We start from the raw sequence: 18,409 nt of genomic DNA, 5'->3' as shown, positions 1-18,409 counted from the left end.
ATGGCAAACAGGCTATATACATTCACTGGTTTAAATGCTACTCAGGTTGAGGAATCACGAACAAAATTTGGGTCTAATAAATTAGAGTTTAAAGAAGATACTGCTCTTTTAACAGCCTTAAAAAATGCTCTAAAGGAACCAATGATCCTGCTGCTTTTAGCAGCGGCTACCATCTACTTTATACTCGGGGAATTTGGCGACGGAATTTTTCTAAGCCTGGCTATAATTTTGGTGGCCACTATCTCGGTATTTCAGGATTTTCGAAGCAGGCGGGCTTTAAGCGAATTAAAGGAAATAAGCCAGGGATCGGCCCGGGTGATTCGGGAGGGAAAAGAAGTTTCTATTCCAGTAGACGAGATTGTAATTGGCGATCATATCCTGGTGGAAGAAGGTAGCCTAATCCCGGCCGATGCCCTTATTCTTCAATCCAACGATTTTTCTGTAAATGAAGCCTTATTGACGGGAGAATCTCTGCCGGTTTCAAAAGATGTAGAAAACGCTGAAATTTTTCGAGGCTCCCAGGTTACAGGCGGCCTCGCCATTGCCAGGGTTGTCGCCGTAGGCAACAAAACCAAACTCGGCAAAATAGGAAAGAGCATAGAAGACATCACCGCCGAACCCACTAATCTTGAAATTCAAATCAATGATTTCATCAAAAAGATGGTGTTGGCAGGAAGCTTGATTTTTATTTTGGTATGGATTTTAAATTTTCTGAAATCCCGCGACATTCTTGAAAGTTTGTTGTACGCGCTCACCCTGGCTATGAGTATACTTCCCGAAGAAATTCCCGTGGCATTCACCACTTTTATGGCGATGGGCGCCTGGCGATTAATGCGCGAGGGAGTTATAGTGAAACAAATAAAAACCGTGGAAAGCCTTGGGAGCGCAGGCATAATTTGCACCGATAAAACCGGAACACTCACCAAAAACAAGATGAGCCTTGCCGCTATTTACACTCCTGAAAATAAGGTGAGAAAGGAATTGAAGGCAGTTTTGGAAAATTCAGAAATTGAATTGCTCACCACCGCTATGTGGGCCAGTGAACCGGTACCCTTCGACCCTATGGAAATCGCTTTACACGATCAATATAGCCGCATTGCCGAAAAAGACAGGCGAGGTGATTTTAAAATGTATTTTGAATATCCGTTGGAAGGCAAGCCTCCTATGATGACTCATATTTTTGAAAATTCGGAAAAAGACCGAATCATTGCCGCCAAAGGTGCTCCCGAAGCCATCCTGAAGCTTTGTAAACCTGGCACCGCATTGCAGCAGGAAATAGAACAGGTATTAAATAGTTTGGCAGGCAAAGGTTACAGAATCCTGGGAGTGGCAACTTCAAACTTTTCAGAAGAGGAATTTCCTGAAAAACAACAGGAACTGCCTTTTGAATTTTGTGGACTAATCGCATTTTATGATCCGCCGAAAGAAAATATTGCCGAGGTACTTCAGCAACTTTATGGCGCCGGGATCGAGGTGAAAATCGTAACCGGCGACAATGAGCTTACCACCAGGGCCATCGCCGGTCAAATAGGCTTTAAAAATGCCGAAAGACATATTTCGGGGCAGCAATTGGTGAACCTGGAGGAGTCTAAAGTTTACGAAGCCGCCAGCGAAAATTATATCTTCACCCGTATGTATCCCGAAGCCAAATTAAAACTGATAAATGCGCTTAAAAAGCATAATGGAATTGTGGCCATGACAGGCGATGGGATTAACGATGCTCCCGCTTTAAAAGCGGCACATATCGGGATTGCGATGGGCAAAAGAGGTAGTGAAATTGCCAAAAATGCCGCCTCTCTGATTCTTGCTGAAGATGATTTAGGTAAAATGCTTACCGCAGTTAAGCTGGGACGCAGAATTTATACCAATTTAAAAAAAGCCATTAGGTATATTATTTCTATTCATATTCCCATCATCCTTATCGTTTTTCTACCATTGGCCCTGGGTTGGATCTATCCGAACATATTTTCTCCCATTCATATTATTTTCCTGGAACTTATTATGGGCCCCACCTGTTCGATCATTTTTGAGAACGAACCCGCCGAAAAAAATATTTTGCTAAAAAAACCCCGACCCTATCAGGATACATTTTTTAATAATAAAGAATTGGGCGTAAGTATTCTTCAGGGACTGGTTATTACCGCAGCCTGTTTGCTTGTTTACCAAATTTCAGTGAATTCGGGGGGCAGTGAAGCTTTAACCCGCACGCTTGTATTTAGCTGCCTTATTTCGGCCAATATTTTTCTTACCCTGGTAAACCGATCTTTTTATTTTTCGGCCTGGGAGAGTTTGAGATATAAAAACAGGCTAATTCCTCTAATTTTAGGAGTTACAGTATTTCTGCTATGGCTTTTACTGTATGTTGCTCCCATTACCGAATTTTTCGAATTTGAGACTCCTTCAGCGAAATATCTAAGCCTGGCTTTGCTGGCAGGATTTATATCGGTATTCTGGTATGAACTGGTAAAACTGTTTAAAAGATTTTCATCAAAACCGTAAACCAGGTTTTCTCCAAAATCTAATTTATAAAAGCTTTAACCCGGAGCAATCCAAATATTTTGTTTCTTATAAGTTTTAATTTCCTTGCTATGAAAAATAAAATTCTCGGGTTACATCACATTACAGCTATTGCCAGCGATGCACAAACCAATTATGATTTTTATACCAAAATTCTGGGCTTAAGAATGGTGAAAAAAACGGTGAATTTTGACGATCCGCAAACCTACCATTTTTACTTTGGCGATGAAATGGGAAGCCCAGGGACAATTCTAACCTTTTTTCCCTGGCCGGGAGTAAAACGAGGCAGACTTGGTGCCGGGATGGCCACCGAAATAGGTTATTCAATTCCCGAAGATAGTTTTGAATTCTGGCAAAATCGCTTTGATAAATACAATGTGACCTACGGAAGAATCAGAGAGGAATTTGGAGAAAAAGTAATGCCGTTTGAAGACCCCGATGGGTTAAAGTTAAAATTAATCGCTTCAGCCGGGAAAGACAGCCGGGAAGGTTGGGAAACTTCCGAAGTGAAAAAAGATAATGCCTTAAAAGGATTTCATAGCGTGAGCTTAACGCTATACAATCAGGGGCCCACTGCCGATATTTTAACTTCCATATTTGAATACGAACTCAGGGAAAAAGAAGGGAATAGGTATAGATATATCACCCAGGCCGTAGAAAGTGCAGCGATTGTTGATATAATCGAAGAACCCTCGGCCGAACGGGGCTTAAGTGCAGCCGGCACCAATCATCATATAGCGTTTAGAGTGAAAGATGAAGAAACTCAAATGGCCTTCAGAAAGAAAATTGTTGAGAAAGGTCATAATATTACCGAGAAAATAAACCGTGATTATTTCTATTCGTTGTACTTCAGAGAACCGGGCGGGGTACTTTTTGAAATAGCCACCGATAACCCCGGCTTTACCAGAGATGAGAAACTCGAAGACCTGGGTACCAGCTTAAAATTACCTGACCGTTACGAAAATGTACGGGATAAAATCGAACAGGTTTTGCCAAAAATTAAAGAATAGCTATGCATTCAAGAAATATCATCACCGCCGGCACCGAACTGCGGGACGCAAAAAAAGCCATTATTCTGTTACACGGCCGCGGGGCAAGCGCGCAGGATATCTTGAGTTTGGGAAATCATCTAAAAACTCAAAATTTTGCCCTGCTGGCACCTCAGGCCACTAATCATACCTGGTATCCCTATTCATTTCTGGCACCACGAAAAGAAAATGAGCCCTGGCTTGGCTCTGCACTAAACATCCTTGAAGAACTCGTACAGGAAGTCAAGGAAATAGGAATTTCTTCTGAAAATATTTATTTCGCAGGTTTTTCCCAGGGGGCCTGCCTATGCCTTGAATTTGTAGCCAGAAATGCTGAAAAATATGGAGGCGTGGTCGCTTTTACCGGCGGGCTCATTGGCGAAGAACTCAATTTAAAAGATTATCACGGAGATTTTAATAATTGCCCAATATTTATCTCTACCGGTGACCCCGATCCTCACGTGCCTGTAGAGCGGGTGCAGGAAAGTGTTTCAATCTTAAAAAATCATCATGCTCAGGTAGAACTCAAAATTTACCCGAACAGGCCCCATACGATAACAGCTGAAGAAATCGAACTGGCTAATAAGTTTGTCTTCGAATAAATTCTCAATCTTAGGAGATCAGCTTCATATTACTTTCTTACCGAAATGTAATCATAGTCACTTTTTAAGCCTTAAGAAGCCATTAAATTTGCTTAAGGTTTAAAAGGGATGATGTGGTTTAAAAAACAAAAATGGATTTTTTCGGGCTTAATTTTAGGAGCAATTGGGGGCTTTCTATACTACTCCTTTATAGGTTGTAATTCTTCCTGTTCTATTACTTCAGCCCAATAATTTCAGGTTTGTATGGTGCTTTTTTGGGCGGTATTCTTTTCAGCGATTTCAAGAAGAAACCTAATAAATAATGGCATATCTAGCTATAATTTCATCCTCAATCTACTAGCAGCTAATATGAATTATTAACGGGAAATTTTCCCAACTAAACTATCTATACTATGTCTAAACACTATTATAATGTAGACCTGGAATGGACAGGCGGCCGAAAAGGTCTAATGTCTTCCCCCGAATTAAATAATCAAATTGAGGTAGCCACTCCCCCCGAATTTCCCGGCGGGATCGAAGGAATCTGGTCACCCGAACATTTATTTACCAGCGCTGTTTTAAGTTGTTTTATGACCACTTTCCTGGCTATTGCCGAAAATTCAAAACTGGAATTTGGTGAGTTTAAATGCAAAGCCAGCGGAACCCTGGACCGGCCCGATAAAAAATTTGTAATGTCTGAAATCACCCTGAAACCAGAACTTGTGATATTCGATCAAAAAGATGAAGACCGGGCTTTGCGCATTATGGAAAAAGCCGAAGCTGCCTGCCTCATTACCAATTCAATCAATTCTACTGTACATTTAGAGGCGAAGGTAGTGCTGGCAGAAAGGGCCTAAAGCCACAGGCATAAAAAGAAAAACCCTCCGGAAATAGACTCCGGAGGGTTTTTTATTGATAATTGGAAAAGATTAAGGCTCCTGGCCTTCGTCTTATTTTCCTTCCATTTTATCTTTCAAAGCCTGAAGATCGGCATTAACATCACCAATTGTGGTTTTGTCGGCGTTTTGCGCAGCAGCTTTTTTAGCGGCCTGCTTAACGATTTGCTGTTCTTCTTCTTTGTGAATAGCTGTATGAGAAGCTACTACACGCTTAAATTCCTTATTGAATTCAATAATTTGGAATTCGGCGCTTTCACCTTTCTTAAGCTTGCTTCCATCTTCTTTCTCAAGATGTCTCTGCGGAATAAATGCAGTGATATCTTCATTAAATTCGATAGTTGCACCTTTGTCTACGATTTCAGAAATCTCGGCAGTATGGGTAGTCCCTACAGCAAATTCTGTTTCGTATTTATCCCAGGGGTTATCCTGAATTTGTTTGTGACCAAGGCTTAGTTTTCTACCTTCTACATCTAATTCAAGAACCACTACCTCAAGCTTGTCTCCTACATTGGTAAATTCAGATGGGTGCTTGATTTTCTTGGTCCAGGAAAGATCTGAGATATAGATAAGTCCGTCGATACCTTCTTCAAGTTCAACAAAAACTCCGAAGTTGGTAAAGTTACGTACAATACCTTCGTGGCGTGAACCAACAGGGTATTTAGAAGTAATATCAGTCCATGGATCTGGAGTTAATTGCTTAATTCCAAGAGACATTTTACGATCTTCGCGGTCTAAGGTTAAGATCTGAGCTTCAACCTCATCTCCAACATTCACGAAATCCTGAGCTGAACGCAGGTGCGTGCTCCAGGACATTTCAGAAACGTGGATAAGACCTTCAACACCATCGGCAACTTCGATAAACGCACCGTAATCTGCGATTACAACTACTTTACCTTTCACCTTGTCTCCAACCTTAAGGTTTTCGTCAAGAGCTTCCCAAGGGTGTTTGCTTAATTGCTTAAGACCTAATTGAATTCTTGTTTTAGCCTCATCAAAGTCAAGAATTACCACGTTTAGCTTTTGATCTAGCTCAACGATCTCATTTGGATGGTTGATACGAGACCAGCTAAGGTCGGTAATGTGAACAAGTCCGTCAACTCCTCCAAGGTCAACAAATACTCCGTAAGAAGTGATGTTTTTAACAGTACCTTCAAGTACCTGACCTTTTTCAAGCTGACCGATAATTTCTTTCTTCTGCTCTTCGATATCGGCTTCGATAAGCGCTTTGTGAGAAACCACAACGTTTTTGAATTCGTGGTTGATTTTCACCACTTTGAATTCCATCGTTTTCCCTACGTAAGCATCGTAATCGCGAATAGGCTTCACATCGATTTGAGAACCTGGCAGGAAAGCCTCGATTCCAAATACGTCTACGATCATACCACCTTTGGTACGACATTTAACGAAACCATTAACGATAAGACCCTCATCGTGTGCTTTGTTAACACGATCCCAGGCCTGGATTACACGAGCCTTACGGTGAGAAAGTACCAGTTGCCCGGTAGAATCTTCGCGAACGTCGATTAATACCTCAACCTCGTCACCTACTTTCAGGTCTGGGTTGTAACGAAATTCGTTAAGAGAAATTACACCTTCACTCTTCGCATTGATATCTATAATAGCATCACGATCGGTAATATTAATTACCTTTCCTTTTACTACCTCATCATCTAAAGTGTCAACGAAATTTTCTGAAACCAACTTCTCAAATTCCTCCAGCTTTGAATCATCGATAGGATCGATTCCCTCTTCGTAATTGTGCCAGTTGAAATCTTCCAGAAATTTCTCCGGATTTTGTTGTTGTTCTGAAACAGAAGGTTGTGAAGAATTATCCATTCCAGCTACTTTCTGAACTTCAGGAGCGTCCTGAACTTCTTGATTTTTTTTGTCTTCAGCCATTGCTGATAAATAAATTTGTATCCTGTGTTTTTCCGGAAAAATTAAGCAAAACAAACACAGAAGCGTTTATAAAATTGATTTTCAAGCCTTTTTGATCTTCCGGATCTTTGCCAAAAAGGAGTGCAAAAATACTACTTATATTTTTATTTTCAAAGCCTTAAGCCTTTACTTCTATCTTATCTTTGGCCAGTTTCAAAACCTTCTTAAACTGCTCTTCTAAATTCATCAAAGAATTATCGATTTCTATGGCATCATCGGCTTTTAATAAGGGAGAATCTTCCCGGGTGGTATCGAGATAATCTCTTTCTTTTACATTTTTAAGCACCTCTTCAAAACTAACCTCATCTCCCCTGCCCCGAAGTTCATCGTAACGTCTCTGGGCCCGTTTTTCGGTAGATGCGGTCATAAAGAGTTTTAAATCGGCATCGGGGAAAACCACTGTACCAATATCGCGGCCATCCATCACCACTCCTCTATCCCGGCCCATCTCCTGCTGAAGCTTAACCAGCTTTTTACGAACCTCGGGAATGGCAGCTACCTTGCTCACCTGTTGAGAAACTTCCAGCAAGCGAATTTCCTTTTCAACATTTTCATCATTAAGGTAAACTTCACCAAAGCCCTGTTCTTCGTCAAAAACAAATTTTATATTAATAAAGGGCAGATGTCTTAGCAAGGCTTCTTTATCAAAATTTGAATCGCTCACAAAGAGTTTGCGCATAGCAAAAAGTGTTACCGCCCTGTACATTGCGCCACTATCTACATAAATATATCCAAGTTCTTTAGCCAGTTGTTTTGCTACAGTACTTTTACCTGTAGACGAATGCCCATCTATAGCAATGGTGATTTTTTTGCTCATAATTCTTTAAATAAAATGCAGGGCAAAAGTACAGAATTGCCCGGGGAATTTTGAAAAGCAGCATTAAAAAAGCCTCCTTTCGGAGGCTTCCTATTTAGAGTTGCTTCGGATTCTTCACTTTTTGTTTGGTGATGGCAATGTCTATTACCTCGCTCATCTCATTAACATAGTGAAAAGTAAGACCTTTTAGATAATCTTCTTTTATCTCTTTTATATCTCTTTCATTTTCTTTACAGAGAATGATTTCCTTGATTCTCGCACGCTTGGCCGCCAGAATTTTCTCTTTAATTCCTCCTACCGGAAGTACTTTTCCCCTTAGGGTGATTTCCCCTGTCATAGCGATACTTTTCTTAACTTTTCGCTGAGTAAATAAGGAAACCAAAGAAGTTAACATGGTAATCCCTGCACTGGGCCCGTCTTTTGGCGTAGCCCCTTCGGGTACATGTATGTGTACGTTATACTTTTCGAAAACGCCGGGATCCAGTCCCAGGGCATCGGCATTGGCTTTGATGTATTCCATCGCAATAGTAGCCGATTCTTTCATCACCTTCCCAAGGTTTCCGGTGATATTGAGATTGCCCTTACCTTTAGAGAGTATAGATTCTATAAAGAGAATATCACCTCCTACCTGAGTCCAGGCAAGACCTGTTACAACTCCGGCTACTTCATTATTCTCGTATTTATCGCGCTCCAGCTTAGGGCTGCCTAGCACATCCAGAATATCATCGTTTGTAACCTTGATATTATAGTCCTCTTCCATCGCGATATTTTTGGCTGCGTGGCGCACCATCTTTGCGATTTGCTTTTCAAGACCTCTAACCCCCGACTCGCGGGTATAGCCTTCCACAATTTTTTCCAATTGAGGCTTTGCAATTTTAAGTTGGTCTTTAGACATCCCGTGCTCCTTTAATTGCTTCGGAAGCAAATGTTGCCTGGCTATTTCAACTTTTTCTTCTATAGTATATCCAGTCACATTGATGATCTCCATACGATCGCGTAAGGCCGGCTGAATCGTACTTAAACTATTGGCCGTTGCGATAAACATCACTTTAGAAAGATCGAAGCCCAGCTCCAGGAAGTTATCATGAAACTCACTGTTTTGCTCAGGATCCAGTACTTCAAGCAATGCAGAAGAAGGGTCTCCCGCATTTCCTATACTCAATTTATCGATTTCATCGAGCACAAATACCGGGTTACTGGTCCCGGCCTTTTTAAGACTCTGGATAATACGCCCGGGCATTGCACCTATATAAGTTTTTCTATGTCCCCTTATCTCGGCCTCGTCGCGCAAACCGCCCAGAGAAATTCTCACATATTCTCTTCCAAGGGCCTCTGCGATTGAACGTCCCAAAGAAGTTTTACCAACTCCCGGAGGCCCGTAAAGGCAGAGGATTGGCGACTTCATATCATTTCTAAGTTTTAAAACGGCCAGGTATTCAATAATACGGCGTTTTACATCCTCCAGGCCATAATGATCCCTGTCAAGGATCTTTTTAGCCCGTTTCAAATCGAATTTATCCTTGCTGAATTCATTCCACGGTAAATCCAGAAACAAATCCAGGTAATTGCGTTGAATGGAATACTCGGCCACCTGCGGATTCATTCGCTGCATTTTGGAAAGCTCCTTGTCAAAATGTTTTTTAACCGGCTCATCCCAGCTTTTCTTTTTAGCCCTTTGCCGCATTTCCTCGATTTCATCCTCATGCGAAACTCCGCCCAATTCTTCCTGAATGGTCTTCATTTGCTGATGCAGAAAATACTCCCGTTGTTGCTGGCTCATATCGCTTTGAACCCGCGATTGAATGTCGTTCTTCAGTTCCAGTTTTTGGAATTCAACATTAAGATGTCTTAATGTCGCCAGGGCTCTTTCTTTAAGATCATTAGTTTCCAGTAAGCTTTGTTTATCCTCTACAGGCAAGCTCATATTTGAGGATACAAAATTGATTAGGAAAGAAGAACTTTCTATGTTTTTAATAGCAAAGGAAGCTTCACTGGGAATGTTGGGACTGCCTTTTATGATTTGCAGGGCAAGGTCTTTTATAGATTCGATGATGGTCGCAAATTCGGCATTACCGGCCTCGGGACGTACTTCAGATAAATCTTTTACACTTGCGGTAAGATAAGGTTCTTCAGAAATGATTTCATCTATCTCAAATCTCTTTTTACCCTGAATAATCACGGTGGTATTCCCATCGGGCATTTTTAAAACCCTTAAAATTCGCGCAACCACACCTATGCGGTTGATGTCTTTTGCCTTCGGATTTTCTACTTCTTCATCCTTTTGGGAAACTACTCCTATAATTTTTGAACCATTATTCGCCTGGTTGATGAGTTTAATAGACGCATCCCTCCCGGCGGTAATTGGAATTACCACGCCCGGAAAAAGCACAGTATTTCTAAGGGGTAAAATAGGTAGTGTTTCGGGTAGTTCTTCCCGGTTTATTTCCTCTTCATCTTCAGGAGTCATTAAGGGAATTAAATCGGCATCCTGATCTATATCCTGCAATGACAAACTGTCAAAATTGGTGATTTTTGTTTTAGCCATAAGTCTTATTGAGTCAAACTGTCACAAACAGTTGTTCTACTATTTATTTTTCTTTTAATATGCAAGGCCTGCAAGCTCTTCTAACAGGCAATTAGCTGCAATTTTACATGGCTATAGTCAATTCTTATGCCAGCTGGTTGATTTTTTTTCTGCAAAACTGTAACAAATTAAAATGCGACCTATCTTTAAGGTACATACAAGATAGTTTTTTTGACACCAACCATCACACATATCAACGATCTTGTTGCCCGTTGCCGAAAAGGAGATCAGAGAGCTCAAATGCAAATTTATGATCGCTACTATAAGGCAATGTACAACACCGCCTTTCGCATTGTAAATGACACTGCGGAAGCTGAAGACATAATGCAGGAAGCCTTTTTAAAGGCCTTTACCAAAATTGAGAGTTTTCAAGGCACCTCAACTTTTGGGGCCTGGCTAAAGCGAATCGTGGTGAACCTTAGTATTAATGCCTTCAATAAAAATTCGAGGTATACTGAAGTGAGCTATAATGATGAGCTTAAAAATGAAACCGAAGAGGATCCTGGAATAGCCCTTACCGAAAGCGGGGAAAATGAAAAGGTAAAGCAGGTGCTTTGGGCCCTGAACAGCCTTAAAGAAAACTATAAAATAGCGCTTAACCTGCATTTGATTGAAGGTTATGATTATGAAGAAATAAGTGAAATTCTGAATATTTCTTATGCAAACTGTAGGACTATGATCTCCAGGGCAAAAGAAAGCCTCAGAAAAAAATTAGAAAAAGATGAAGGATAAAGATTTCGAAAAGGTTTTTGAAGATCTGAATTTCGATATTCAGGAACCTTCTGCCGGGCACAGAGAGCGGTTTTTCGAAAAACTGGAAAAACAGGCTCCCCCTAAAAAAACAAGCAACACCAGGGTACGAAATCTTTGGGGGCCCTTGCTGGGAATTCCTGCCGGATTTGCACTGGCCATTTTGCTCACAGGTATTTATTTGAAGCCTCAAAGCAATTATGGAGAACTGGCAAGCGTATCTCCAGAGATGAAAGAAACTCAGCTTTTTTATACCTCTCTTATAGAAAGGGAATTAAAAAATCTTGAGGAAGAAAAAAGCCCGGAGACTCAGGCCATTGTTACCGATGCTATGGTACAGATGGAAAAACTTGAAACCCGCTATGAACAATTAAAGAAGGATTTGGTAAGCAGCGGAAATGATAACCGGGTTATTTATGCGATGATCAATAACTTTCAACAAAGAATAGATTTATTAACCCAGGTTCTTGAACAAATAGAAGAGATAAAAACCCTAAAAAATCAAAATCATGAAGCCAATATTATATAAAATTTTACTTCTTGCTCTAATCGTTCCCGGAGTAAGTTTTTGTTCGGGTAATCCCAACGATGATTTCTTTGGAAAGCATACCCGGGAGAAAAAGATTAAAAAGGAGTTTGAGGTTTCGGCCAATTCAAACCTTAAGATTGAAAACAGCTATGGAAATGTAGATATTTCTACCTGGGATCAAAACCGGGTGGTAATTGAGGTAAATATTAAAACCAATGGAAGCGATGCCGAAAAGGTAGAGCGAAAACTTGAGGAGATACACATAGAATTTAATCAATCTGCTTCAGGGGTGAGCGCCAAAACACATTTATCCAGAGAGAATCGCAGCTGGTGGGATATGCTTTTTGGTGGCGGAAGTAATATCAATATGGAGATCAACTATACCGTAAGAGCACCGGCCACCAACAATCTCGACCTCAGCAACGATTACGGCGGAATTTTCATCGATAAACTTTTGGGAAATTCAAGGATTTCCTGTGACTACGGAAGGTTTGATATTGGTGAATTACGAGGTGATTCCAATATTCTGGAATTCGACTATACCAGGAACTCTCATATTGGGTATGTAAAAAACGCCCGAATAGATGCCGATTACAGCGATTACACTATAGAAGATGCAGGCAACCTTAAAGTGAATGCCGATTATACTTCCGGGAAAATTCTAAAGGTAGAAAACCTGGAATTTAATTGTGACTACGGTAGTATTGCTGTAGATAAGGTAAGAAGGCTTAAAGGAAACGGGGATTACCTGAGCACTAAGATAGGCCGCATTTTTGGCAGCGCAGATCTTGAACTGGATTACGGCCGGGCCGAGATAGAGAAAATAGTAAAAGGCGCAGGAAATATTCGAATCAACACCGATTATGCCGGCGTGAAAATTGGGTACGATCCTGCCCACGCCTTCAGGTTCAATATCAATGCCAGCTATGGAAGTGTAAAAGGTCTCGAGGATTTCAATATTGAGAAAAGAAAAGAAGAGAATACCAGAAAATCATTTTCAGGATATAATTTAAATGAAACCTCTGGCTCTAATGTAGAGATTACTTCGAGTTATGCGGGTATAGAATTCATAAGCAAATAAATGCAAAATAATTACATCAATCATAAATCAAAAATCATGAAAAAATCAATTTTAATCCTGGCAGCAGTACTGTTTGGTTTCAATTCGTCTAACGCCCAATTCTGGAAAGACGAAAGCGTAAAAGGTAATGGAAAAGTCACTACCGAAAATCGCAATACCGGCGATTACGATGAGGTAAAACTCACAGGCTTTATGGATGTTGAATTAACTGCCGGTACCGAAGGTCGTTTAATAATTGAAGGAGAAAGCAATTTGCTGGAACATGTTATTACTGAAGTTGAAAATGGTAGTTTAAAGATTTATACCGAAAAAGGCTATAGCTTAAAACCTTCTAAAGGCAAAGGCATAAAAATCACCGTTCCTTTTAAAGATCTCAATGCAGTATCCCTAACAGGTTCTGGGGATATTTGGAATACCTCGGTGATCAGGGCTCAGGATTTTGAAACCAGCCTAACCGGTTCAGGAGATATAAACCTGCATCTGGAAGTTAAAAACCTGAAGGGACTCATCACCGGTTCGGGAGATACCTCGGTAAAAGGTAAGGCTGAAAATTTTGAAATTTCGGTGACTGGTTCCGGAGATTTTAAAGCTTTCAACTTAGAGGCAAAAGATGTAAAAGCCAAAATCATGGGATCGGGTGATATAGAACTCACAGCCTTAAATTCACTGGAAGCAAAGGTAATGGGATCGGGTGATATCACTTATGACGGCAAACCTAAAAAAGAAGATTTGCGGGCTATGGGAAGTGGGTCTATAAGTTCACGATAGGGGAAAAAAATGCAATGAAAATCAAACCCGGGGATCTAGATTCCCGGGTTTATTTTTTGGTACCCGCATCAGTAAAACCACCCCTGCGATAAAAAATACCACTAAAAATAATATCGAATAACGAACACTTCCGGTGAGTTGAGCTATTATTCCGTATAATAACATTCCTATAACGATTCCTATTTTTTCAGAAACATCATAAAAACTAAAATAACTTGCCGTGTCTTTAGTATTCAAAGGCAGCATTTTTGAATAAGTACTTCGGGAAAGACTTTGAATTCCTCCCATCACTAAACCTACTGCCCCGGCAGCAAAATAGAATTGAATCGGACTCACGATAAAATATGCATATCCGCAGATTACTATCCAGATAAGATTTATGAAAATAAGAATTTTGAGGTTTCCGAACTTTATTGCCAGTTTAGAGGTTATCGTAGCCCCCGCAATAGCTACCAGCTGAATTAATAAAATGCTTACGATCAAGCCGGTGGTGGCATCGGTCTCTCCCCAAACCACCTCTTCTATCCCAAAATAGGTTGCGATAAGCATGATGGTTTGCACTGCCATACTGTAAATAAAAAAAGCACCCAGGTAGCGTTTTAGCTGTATGTCATTTTTCAGGGCTGTCCATATAGATTTTAGTTCCCTAAAACCATTAAAAAGGATATCCCTGGCCTTCCCGGCACGGCGATTCCCCAGGGGGAGATATTTATAGGTATACTGGCTGAAGCCTATCCACCACAGTCCTGTAAGTATAAAAGAGAATCGGGTGGGAAAACCTGCATCTTCAAACCCAAACCGCTCATAATTGAGTATCATTATTAGACAAATCACCAAAAGAATAACACTCCCAATGTAACCCAGAGAAAAGCCCTTAGCACTTACTTGGTCCTGTTGATCGGGATAGGCAATATCTGGCAGGTAAGAGTTATAAAAAACCAGGCTTCCCCAAAAACCTATAAGCGCGAGAAAATAACACAGCAAACCAAACCACAGAAACTCCAGTGAAAACCAAAACAGACCTATGCAGGAAAGGGCTCCCAAATAGCAGAAGAATTGAAGAAAAAACTTTTTATTTCCCACGTAATCGGCAACTCCCGAAAGCAGCGGACTAATTAAACTTACCACCAAGAATGCCAGGGCTGTTACGTAACTAATAAGCGAGTCATTATTAATGCTAAAACCCAAAAAATCTACAGTATCATCGATTATGGTCCCATCTGCATCTTTTACTATGGTCAAGGCTCCATAAAATATAGGAAAAACCGCCGAAGCGATTACCAGGCTATAAACCGAATTTGCCCAATCGTAAAATGCCCAGGCGTGGAGTAGTTTTTTGTGACCTTTTGGAAGTTTAGGCATATAAGTGCTTCGCTATTTACAGCACCTAAAATAGAAAAAGCCGCCCGTAAAGGCAGCTTTTCCTGAAAATTATTTTTTAAATGAGAATTAATTGAAGTTAGTTACTCCATATTTTCGGGCTTCAGCTTTGGCTTCTGGAGCCCATTTTTGAAGGTTATTAATACGGGTTTGGTTTGCAGGGTGGGTACTTAAAAACTCAGGTGGTGCCTGCCCGCTGCTTTGTGCAGCCATTCTTTGCCATAATCTGGCAGCTTCATCGGGATTGTAACCTGCAATAGCCATTAGGGTTAATCCTATTCTATCGGCTTCGCTTTCGTGCTTACGGCTAAAGGGAAGCATTACCCCTACTGTGGTGCCTAGACCATAGGCCTGGGCAAAAATTTGCTGGGTTTGCTGACTTCTTCCACTCACGGCGACACTTCCGGCAACTGCACCTAATTGTTGTAACTGGGCGGCACTTAATCGTTGCGCACCGTGATCGGCTAAAGCGTGAGCAATCTCGTGAGCCATAACCGTGGCGATTCCGTCTTCATTTTCGGCTACTGGTAATATTCCGGTAAAGAAAACAATTTTACCCCCCGGCATTGCAAAGGCGTTTACTGCATCATCGCGAACCAGGTTATATTCCCATCGAAAGTCTTCCAGAAACCCCTGATATCCATTGGCGTTAAGATAACGCTCGGCTGCGGTTTCTATCTTTCTACCTACATTCTTAATCATATTGGCTTCGGCAGTCCCTGTAATCACATCATTTTCCTGAAGAAACTGATTATATTGTTGAAAGGATGCTGGAAATAACTGATCGTTAGATACAAAATTCAGGTTTCTTTCACCGGTAAAAGGGTTCGTCTTACAGGCTACTGCCAGTAAGATCACACTAAGCCATATAAAAGGTGTTTTAAGTTTCATAGTTATTGGTTTTAGTTTGATTAAAATTACAAAAGCACCAATATTCACCTTTGCAGTTTAAACAAGATTTAACATAACAACTAAATTTCAAAAACGATACCAATTTCTTTTACGACCTATTTTCACTGAGGTTGGCTAATCAATTATGTGTAAATTGCGGGCTATATGACAGCAGAAAAAAAAGAAAAAATACCGGTTCAAAGATTATTAATTCCCACCTATATTCTGGTGACCGCAAGAATTTTATCAAGTCTCTCCACAACACTCGCAAGCCGGTTTGCAGCCTGGCTGTTTTTGAAACCATTCCGTTATAAACTTCCTGAGCGGGAAAAGGAAATGGATGAACAGGCGATACAAACCAGGCTTAACGTACCTGCAATAGAAAGAGAGATTGTAGTATATGAATATGGACAGGCTCCTGAGAAAATTCTATTGGTTCACGGCTGGAGTGGTCGCGGTACACAATTGGCAAAAATCGCCAAAGCTCTGCTCAAAAATGGCTATTCCACGATTAGTTTCGATGCTCCCGCACATGGGAAGGCACCCGGCAACATGAGTATGATGCCGCATTTTATTGAATGTATACATTATTTAGAAAAAGAGTACGGACCATTCACTGCTGCTATTGGCCATTCCCTGGGAGGTATGTCTTCGCTACGGGCAGTAAAAGAAGGCCTGCAATTACAAAAACTGGTCATTATAGGTACCGCGAATAGTATTACCCATATTACCCGTGAATTTACGGCCAACCTCGAGATGAATGAGGCTGTAGCAAAAAAAATGAAAGCCTATTTCGATGAAAAATTCGGAGAAGACATGGATACCTATTCGGGGGCAGTTTCTGCAAGCGCAGTAAAAATCCCTACCCTGGTTATTCACGACGAACAGGATGTAGATGTACACATAAGCTCGGCCTATGAGATTAGAGATGTACTTGAAAATGGAGAATTAATGATTACCGAGGGCCTTGGACACAGGCGCATTCTGGGTGATAAAGACGTAATTAACAAAATCACAACTTTCCTTAGAGCCTAAACTTTGTACCTTTAAAAGAAAAAATGAAAAGGATAGTATTTCTATTGCTTTCCCTGCTTCTTTTAAGCTGTAACGGCAATGCCCAAAAAAATAAATCTGAACAAAGCTATGAGGTTTCAAAATCTGAAGCTGAATGGAAACAGGAATTAAGCCCTGAAGCCTTTAGGGTACTGCGCCAGGGAGCTACCGAACGGGCTTTTACAAGTCCTCTGAATGATATTAAAGAACCGGGAACTTTTATTTGCGCCGGCTGCGGAAACCCTCTCTACAAAACCAAACATAAATTTGACAGTGGCACCGGCTGGCCAAGCTTTGACCGGTCCATAGAGGGCGCCGTTGCCTATGGAAGGGACAATAAACTGGGTTATGAAAGAAATGAAGTGCATTGTGCAAAATGTGGGGGTCACCTGGGCCACGTGTTTGAGGACGGCCCGAGAAACACTACCGGAAAGCGGCATTGTATAAATGGAGTTGCTATGGAATTTGTTCCGGAAAGAGAATAAGACTTAGGCTACAGGTTTTCCTGGTGGCAAGGAAAAGAAAAAATTTAGATACCCGCCTTTGCGGAAATGACAAAAAACTTAAGATGAAAAAATACAGCATAGATAAACCTGAAGAAGACTGGAAAAAAGAGCTCTCTCCTGAAGCTTACAGGATTTTGAGAGAAAAAGGTACAGAAGCACCCCACAGCGGGAAGTATAATCTCCACTTTGAAAAGGGAGAATATTTTTGTGCTGCCTGCAATACGAAATTATTTGAAAGTGAATCCAAATTTGAAAGTGGCTGCGGATGGCCCAGTTTTGACCGCGCCATAGAAGGAAAAATAGAATATGTGCAGGATCGTAGCTTTGGAATGTTACGCACCGAAATACTCTGCGCTACCTGCGGAAGTCATCTTGGCCACGTTTTTGATGATGGACCTACAGAGACCGGCCAACGTTATTGTGTAAACTCTGCCAGTCTCGATTTTAAATCATAAAATATACCCCCAGGCAGGGGGTCTTGTTTCACCTAAAACCTAAAACAATGAAGAAAATTTTATCACTCTTAAGTTTTGTAGTAGTACTCTCGGCCTGTACAGGAGATACCGGCCCTGCAGGACCTCCCGGACCTCAAGGCCCTCCCGGTGACGGAGAATCTATAATAGGTAGTGTATTTGAAGCCGAAGTAAATTTCACCTCGCCAGATTATTCGGTGTTTGTGGAAATTCCCTCCAGCATCGAAGTTTTTGAGTCTGATGTAATTATGGTGTATTTGCTGGAAACCGTAGATGAAGATTCAGGAGCCGACGTTTGGAGCCCGCTGCCTCAAACCTTTTTCCTTGAAGACGGCCAGTTGCAATATAATTTTAATCACACCGATTTTGATGTAAACATTTATTTGCAGGGAAATGTTAACCTGGATAACCTGGGAACAGAATTCACCAATAATCAAATTTTTAGAATTGCTGTTCTTCCTGCCGATTTTGCTGAAAACACAGGTATAGACATCGGCAATCTCAATGCGGTAATGAATGCTCTTGAAATGAGCTCTAAAGATGTGGAGCCCGCAGCCAGGATTCAATAGATTTTAAATAAAATGAAATAAGAAAGACCCTGAAAAAGGGTCTTT

At 41.0% G+C, this 18,409-nt stretch carries 17 protein-coding genes; 12 read left to right on the top strand and 5 right to left on the bottom strand.

The genetic code is table 11. From position 1 onward, the window contains the following. The 4 genes from ACW6QP_RS09080 (at position 1) to ACW6QP_RS09065 (ending at position 4,983) form a co-directional block, all read left to right on the top strand. Positions 1-2,499, top strand: coding sequence for a cation-translocating P-type ATPase (locus ACW6QP_RS09080; protein WP_457910555.1), 2,499 nt, complete (start codon positions 1-3; stop codon positions 2,497-2,499). Between the two features lie 89 nt (positions 2,500-2,588). Further along, positions 2,589-3,527, top strand: a complete 939-nt coding sequence (locus ACW6QP_RS09075; protein WP_457910554.1) for a ring-cleaving dioxygenase — start codon at positions 2,589-2,591, stop codon at positions 3,525-3,527. Between the two features lie 2 nt (positions 3,528-3,529). Beyond that, on the top strand, positions 3,530-4,147 hold the full coding sequence (locus ACW6QP_RS09070) for an alpha/beta hydrolase (RefSeq protein ID WP_457910553.1): 618 nt from the start codon (positions 3,530-3,532) through the stop codon (positions 4,145-4,147). Between the two features lie 392 nt (positions 4,148-4,539). After that, positions 4,540-4,983 (top strand): OsmC family protein, encoded by a 444-nt coding sequence (locus ACW6QP_RS09065; RefSeq protein WP_457910552.1) that lies wholly within the window; start codon positions 4,540-4,542, stop codon positions 4,981-4,983. A 93-nt stretch (positions 4,984-5,076) separates the two neighbouring features. On the opposite strand, the gene rpsA is transcribed toward ACW6QP_RS09065, so the two are convergent. From rpsA to lon, 3 genes are all read right to left on the bottom strand, one after another. Further along, the gene (rpsA, locus tag ACW6QP_RS09060) at positions 5,077-6,924 is read right to left on the bottom strand and encodes a 30S ribosomal protein S1 (protein ID WP_457910551.1); all 1,848 of its coding nucleotides are present in this window, start codon (positions 6,922-6,924) and stop codon (positions 5,077-5,079) included. A gap of 157 nt (positions 6,925-7,081) precedes the next feature. Beyond that, a complete protein-coding gene (gene cmk / locus ACW6QP_RS09055; protein WP_457910550.1) occupies positions 7,082-7,780 on the bottom strand; it encodes a (d)CMP kinase in 699 nt (232 codons plus the stop codon). Between the two features lie 94 nt (positions 7,781-7,874). After that, positions 7,875-10,325 (bottom strand): endopeptidase La, encoded by a 2,451-nt coding sequence (gene lon / locus ACW6QP_RS09050; protein WP_457910549.1) that lies wholly within the window; start codon positions 10,323-10,325, stop codon positions 7,875-7,877. Between the two features lie 210 nt (positions 10,326-10,535). Here lon and ACW6QP_RS09045 point away from each other — a divergent pair, with 210 nt between their 5' ends. The 4 genes from ACW6QP_RS09045 to ACW6QP_RS09030 are packed head-to-tail and all read left to right on the top strand — an operon-like array spanning position 10,536 to position 13,492. Further along, complete coding sequence (locus ACW6QP_RS09045; protein ID WP_457910548.1) at positions 10,536-11,096, top strand: RNA polymerase sigma factor; 561 nt, start codon at positions 10,536-10,538, stop codon at positions 11,094-11,096. After that, on the top strand, positions 11,086-11,643 hold the full coding sequence (locus ACW6QP_RS09040; protein ID WP_457910547.1) for a DUF4179 domain-containing protein: 558 nt from the start codon (positions 11,086-11,088) through the stop codon (positions 11,641-11,643). The genes ACW6QP_RS09045 and ACW6QP_RS09040 overlap by 11 nt, the downstream gene beginning before the upstream one ends. Next, on the top strand, positions 11,624-12,724 hold the full coding sequence (locus ACW6QP_RS09035) for a hypothetical protein (protein ID WP_457910546.1): 1,101 nt from the start codon (positions 11,624-11,626) through the stop codon (positions 12,722-12,724). Before ACW6QP_RS09040 ends, ACW6QP_RS09035 begins: the two co-directional genes overlap by 20 nt. A gap of 36 nt (positions 12,725-12,760) precedes the next feature. Next, entirely contained in the window at positions 12,761-13,492 is a 732-nt protein-coding gene (locus ACW6QP_RS09030; protein ID WP_457910545.1) for a head GIN domain-containing protein, read from the top strand. Between the two features lie 21 nt (positions 13,493-13,513). Here ACW6QP_RS09030 and ACW6QP_RS09025 read toward each other — a convergent pair whose 3' ends face one another. Together ACW6QP_RS09025 and ACW6QP_RS09020 are read right to left on the bottom strand one after the other, a co-directional pair. Beyond that, a complete protein-coding gene (locus tag ACW6QP_RS09025; protein ID WP_457910544.1) occupies positions 13,514-14,854 on the bottom strand; it encodes an MFS transporter in 1,341 nt (446 codons plus the stop codon). Positions 14,855-14,941: 87 nt separating this feature from the next. After that, positions 14,942-15,763 carry a M48 family metallopeptidase gene (locus ACW6QP_RS09020; protein ID WP_457910543.1) on the bottom strand — a complete coding sequence of 274 codons (822 nt, stop codon included), beginning with the start codon at positions 15,761-15,763 and terminating at the stop codon, positions 14,942-14,944. Positions 15,764-15,928: 165 nt separating this feature from the next. Here ACW6QP_RS09020 and ACW6QP_RS09015 point away from each other — a divergent pair, with 165 nt between their 5' ends. From ACW6QP_RS09015 to ACW6QP_RS09000, 4 genes are all read left to right on the top strand, one after another. After that, a complete protein-coding gene (locus ACW6QP_RS09015; protein ID WP_457910542.1) occupies positions 15,929-16,798 on the top strand; it encodes an alpha/beta fold hydrolase in 870 nt (289 codons plus the stop codon). Between the two features lie 23 nt (positions 16,799-16,821). Further along, a complete protein-coding gene (gene msrB, locus ACW6QP_RS09010; protein ID WP_457910541.1) occupies positions 16,822-17,301 on the top strand; it encodes a peptide-methionine (R)-S-oxide reductase MsrB in 480 nt (159 codons plus the stop codon). 83 nt (positions 17,302-17,384) lie between these two features. Beyond that, positions 17,385-17,777 carry a peptide-methionine (R)-S-oxide reductase MsrB gene (msrB, locus tag ACW6QP_RS09005; protein WP_457910540.1) on the top strand — a complete coding sequence of 131 codons (393 nt, stop codon included), beginning with the start codon at positions 17,385-17,387 and terminating at the stop codon, positions 17,775-17,777. A gap of 47 nt (positions 17,778-17,824) precedes the next feature. Continuing rightward, positions 17,825-18,364: a lipoprotein gene (locus tag ACW6QP_RS09000; protein WP_457910539.1), complete on the top strand. Its 540-nt coding sequence runs from the start codon at positions 17,825-17,827 to the stop codon at positions 18,362-18,364. Positions 18,365-18,409 lie beyond the last annotated feature (45 nt).

Source organism: Salegentibacter haimaensis, assembly GCF_054121495.1.
This window is presented reverse-complemented; position numbering and strand designations above follow the sequence as displayed.